Origin of the sequence: Accumulibacter sp. (genome assembly GCF_031732815.1) — a bacterium.
Taxonomy (GTDB): domain Bacteria; phylum Pseudomonadota; class Gammaproteobacteria; order Burkholderiales; family Rhodocyclaceae; genus Accumulibacter.
Window position 1 is genome coordinate 2,493 of record NZ_JAVMKF010000302.1, and the last position, 4,557, is coordinate 7,049.

Here is a 4,557-nt window from a genome sequence, read left to right on the forward strand (position 1 = left end):
GGCTTCGCTCCAGCTCGGGTAAAAACGGCAGGCGAAGGCGGGCAGATAGCGGAAGGTTCTTGGCCCCTTCGAAATCAGGAACCAGAAGTGGCGCAGTTCGGGCTGCTCGCCGTGCAGGCGTCCGGCCAGACGCAACCAGTTGAAAGCCAGTTCCTGCTCGCCCCAGTAATCGCGCTCGATCACCGTGTCGCCGGAGAAGAGAATCCGGCAGCGCGTCGCGGCATGCTCGCGCTGGTAGACCTGCAGCGTCGAGAAGCCCCTGATCGTCCCGTCGTCGTCGCGCAGCAGCAGAACCCAGTCCTTCGCCGCCAGGTCGTGCACGAAGCGGCTGTGCGTCGTCGCTGCGTAATGGCGCTCGAACAGCGCGTACATCTGCGTCGTCGTTGCCGCGTCGAGCGCCGAGCGGGCGCGGATTTCGCAAGTCAGCATCGGCGCAGCGCCAGTTGCCGCGTGATCAGCCAGGCGAGGCAGCCGACGGCAAAGCCGCCAGCGACATCGAGCAGGCGGTGCTGGCGCGTGGTCAGCGTGGACAGCGCGATCGCCAGCCACCAGACGGGCGCCAGCACGCGCCACAGCGTTCCGCGTCGAGCGAGCAGCGAACAGGCGATCAGCGAGAGCGCGACGTGCAGCGACGGGAAGCAGTTGCCCGGTACGTCGAAGAAGTAGAGCCAGCGCCAGACGATCGCCAGTGAGGTTTCGCCGGCGCTCATCGTCTGCCCGACGGTCGTCGGCCAGATGAGAAAAACGAGCGCGCTGGTGATGGTCGCGCCGAGCATCGCGTAGTAGGCGCGCGTCAGGCGCTGTTCGTCGGCTTCGCTGAGCAGCGTGGCGGGGAGCAGGATGAACTGGCTCAGGTAGACCCAGATGCTCGCCGCCGATTCCGGGATGTAGAGATCGAGGGCGCTGGGCGCAAGCACGCTGGCCCGCTGGTGCGACAGATGGAAGCTGCCGAGATAAAGGACCAGGAAACAGAGATAGCCGACGAGCAACGCCCGGCCGACGTTGGCGCGCGTGATCCGGGGCAGACGCGCCAGACCGCGGCTCATCGGCGGACGAGCGACTGAACGCGAGCGATCTCGCCGCGGTAACGGCCGCACACAACAAGCAGCGCCAGGCGGGTCAAGGCGAGCAGGGCGCGCCAGGAAAAGAGCGCGTCGCGGCCGTCGACGTGCGTTGCTTCGAAGCGTGCGTGGCCAAATTGTCCGAGCACGTTCGACAGCGGGACGCCGAGCAGCCACCAGTAATCGAGCGTCGCGGCGGCGAGCGCGGCCGAGCCGTACATGATGAACACGGCGAGCACGTGCAGCCGGATGTTCGGCCAGCGGCGGTGCTTCATGACGAAGATGTCCCAGTAGTCGGTCAAGCCGTGGTCGAAATTGAGATCGTCGATGCGGTTGCGGTAGCGCTGGCGGACAGCGGGCAGGCCGCGGATCGGCGAACGCCGGGCGAGCAGGCGCCCAGCCTTGCAGCGGCCGAGCACCGGAAGCGGCTGCCCGTCGGCGACGAGCTGCTGGCCGTTCACGAAGACCGCGCACACCGGCGGCCGGGTCTCGCGGTTGACCATGCGCAGCGCACCGGCGAGCGCCGGGTCGTTCACCAGCAGCGGTTCGGGTCGGGGGGTGCGTAGCGCGGCCGGATCGAGCAGGACGATATCGGCCCGCCGGCCGGGAGCGACGACCCCGGCGTCCAGGTTAAGCCAGGCAGCGGGTTCGCCGGTGACGCGGGCAATCGCGCGTTCGGGCGACAGGAAGCCCGTCTGCACCGCCTGCCGGAGCAGCGAGATCGCACCGTCGTAATAGGCGAGATTGCGGCAGTGTGCGCCGGCGTCGGTAAATCCGGGCAGGATGTAGCGCTGCGCCATCAGCGCATGACGGATCGACCGTCGGTTGTTGGCGCTCGAGGCGACCCAGACGAAGTCCTCGTCGGCGCTCGCCAGGAGGTCGATGAACACTTCGATCGGCGGCCGGTGTGCGGCTGCGGCGACCTCGGCGACGCTGCGTCCCTGCCATTCGCTGGTCGGCGCCTGGACGATGACGATGCGCGAAAAATCGCGATGGAAGGTCTTCATGCCCGGGCGCTGCCAGTCGGACGCGAAACGCTGGCGAAAGCCGGGGCGCTGCCAGAGCGCTCGCCGTTCTCGCGCCTCGCGCAGATTGTTCAGCTCGACGCCGGTGGCGAACTCCTCGAAGAGCGGGGTGAGCGGCCCGGCGGAGACGATCGTGAAGGGCTCGGCGAGCGTCTGCATGCGCAGGTTGTTGCCGGCCAGCTTGTTGTACGCCCACAGAAAAGGCGCGTAGATGCGCCACAGCGCTGGTTGCGTATCGAGATCGAGCGCGGAGAGCAAGGTCATGCGCAAGGGAGGGCGGCTGAACGAAGCGGCGCCGAGCTTGAGAATGTTCCACACCGAGGAGGAGCGTTCCGGATTCGGCGTCACCTGGAAAACGGCATCGCGTTCGCGACACGCTTCGGCAAGCGCCGCGTACTCGTCATAGTCGGCGTGGTGCGAGGGGAGCGCGCGACCCGCCCAGACGCCGCCGACTTTGTGCCAATGCACCATGTCAACCGACAGGCCACAAAAGCCGGCGTCGATTCCCTCGGCGGCCAGCGCCCGCATGGCGGCAATCTCGTCGGCCCGTGCCAGCCCGCCGACACTGCGCGCCAGTCCCATGACCTGTACGCGCAGCGCGCTATGGCCGAGCAGGGCGGCGACATTGGGCCCGAGCGGCAACTGCTCGAGGTGCGCCAGATACTCGGCGAACGACTGCCAGCTCCTGCCCTGGCGCAACCAGCACTCGATCAGTTCCGCCGGCAGCGTTTCGACGCGCTGAAAGATGCTTGCCAGGTCGGCCGGTTCGCCGCAGGCGACCGACAGGCTGCAGTTACCCATCAGCACGGTGGTTACGCCGTGCCGGACCGACTCGCCCAGCCCCGGGTTGATTTCGACTTCGAGGTCGTAGTGCGTGTGGATGTCAACGAAGCCTGGCGTGAGCCAGAGCCCGGTCGCATCGATCCGGCGCCGCGCGGGTTGATCGATGCGGCTTGCCACTTGTTCGATCAGCCCGTCGCGAATGCCGACGGAAAGTCGTTCGGGCGGGTGCCCGACGCCGTCGAATACCAGCGCGTTATCGATGACCAGGTCAAGCACCGATCGAGGGTCCAGTCTGCGCAGCCAACCGGCGCGGGGTGGGCGAAAAGCCAAGCGTCGGGCCGACGCGTCGGCTATTGTTGCCAAGACCTGCGGACGGTGCAAGCAGTTTCGACACGGCCGGCGAGCTGTGTCTTCACACGCGACTGCGCGCGGCGAACCGCCTCCGCAAAGGTGGCGCCGGCGACCCTGCGAGCGGGCTCGTGCGCCAGGCTCTGTCGACATTTCTTACACCGGTCACGCTGCTTGCCCTCGGCATGCTGGCACAAGCGGCTGGTATTATGCGCAGTCCGTTTTTTTGGCACCAATCTTGCTTTGCAGCGTCGGCTGAATAAACTGGAGGGACCTCAAGAAATGCTGCGCAAGCTTCTTCACACTTTGCTGCCGGTATTGGCAGGCGTCGTTGCCGCTCCCGCACAGGCGCTGATCATTACGCACTCCGGTCTGACGACGAGTGCTTCGCACTGCTACCTGGGCTGCACCAACAACCCGGCGAACGCGTACGACCATACCAACATCCTGGATGGCGACTGGGGACAGACCGGCAATACCGGCTTGAATGCGTGGAATTCAGGTTTCTACGGGGGCTGGGTGCAGGTTGATTTCGGCCAGAGCTACGTCCTCGACCGCGTCGAGCTGTACGCCTGGCTCAACACTTACGACCCATTCACCCTGAGCGTGAGCGGCGACGGTGCCAGTTGGTCAAGCATCGCGGTCGGCGGATATCACCCCGAAGCAAACCTCAGCTACACCGGAGCGTCCGGTACGGCCAGCCGCAGCGACGACTGGGGAGCCGTCTATGCCACCAGCCTGGGTAACCTGGCCGCCGACCTGCAGGGGCGTTATCTTCGCTACTCGGTCAACGCGGGTTCTCCGCATTGGGGCTACCTCTTCGAACTGGTCGTTGACGGTCATCTGCCGAGCAATTCGGGAACGACGGGGAGCGGTTCTTCCGGCAGCGGTACGGGCAGTGGTTCCGGGGGCACGGCGAATGCGCTGCCCGAGCCGGACAATCTTGCCCTCTTCGGTCTGGCCTCGGCTTTGCTGGCCGCATCGTTGCGCCGGCGGGGACGGCGGCAGGTCTAGCCTGCACTTGCTCGCGAGCGCGTCGGCGCCGCCATGTGCGCATGGCGGCGCTCGCTCGACGGGCGGGCTTACTCGTCGGGCCGAAGGAGTTTTTCGATCTCGGCGATATCCTTCTCGGCGAGGACTCCTGCGGCAAGCTTGAGGCGCAGACTGCCGACGAGAAACTCGTAGCGCGCCTGGGCAAGGTCACGCTGGGCAACGAACATCTGCCGCTCGGCGTCGAGCACGTCGGTGTTCGTGCGGATGCCTGCGGCCATGCCGCGCTTCGTACCTTCGCTGGCCACGCGGCTGGCCTCGACCGCCTTTTGATACGCGCCGATCCGGTC

Annotated in this window: 4 protein-coding genes and 1 pseudogene; 1 reads left to right on the forward strand and 4 read right to left on the reverse strand. The window is 66.5% G+C overall.

The annotated features are described in order from the left end of the window. From RKP46_RS17565 to RKP46_RS17575, 3 genes and pseudogenes are all read right to left on the reverse strand, one after another. Positions 1-429 (reverse strand): annotated as a pseudogene (locus RKP46_RS17565) (hypothetical protein); the annotation flags it as partial. Beyond that, complete coding sequence (locus RKP46_RS17570; protein ID WP_311107824.1) at positions 423-1,046, reverse strand: phosphatase PAP2 family protein; 624 nt, start codon at positions 1,044-1,046, stop codon at positions 423-425. The pseudogene RKP46_RS17565 and the gene RKP46_RS17570, both read right to left, overlap by 7 nt. Next, on the reverse strand, positions 1,043-3,145 hold the full coding sequence (locus RKP46_RS17575) for an amidohydrolase family protein (protein ID WP_311107825.1): 2,103 nt from the start codon (positions 3,143-3,145) through the stop codon (positions 1,043-1,045). Before RKP46_RS17575 ends, RKP46_RS17570 begins: the two co-directional genes overlap by 4 nt. Positions 3,146-3,499: 354 nt before the next feature. Between RKP46_RS17575 and RKP46_RS17580 the strand changes: the two genes are divergently transcribed. Continuing rightward, positions 3,500-4,231, forward strand: coding sequence for a discoidin domain-containing protein (locus RKP46_RS17580; protein WP_311107826.1), 732 nt, complete (start codon positions 3,500-3,502; stop codon positions 4,229-4,231). 68 nt (positions 4,232-4,299) lie between these two features. Here RKP46_RS17580 and RKP46_RS17585 read toward each other — a convergent pair. Beyond that, the coding region (locus RKP46_RS17585; RefSeq protein ID WP_311107827.1) for a TolC family protein at positions 4,300-4,557 on the reverse strand (258 nt) is incomplete at its 5' end.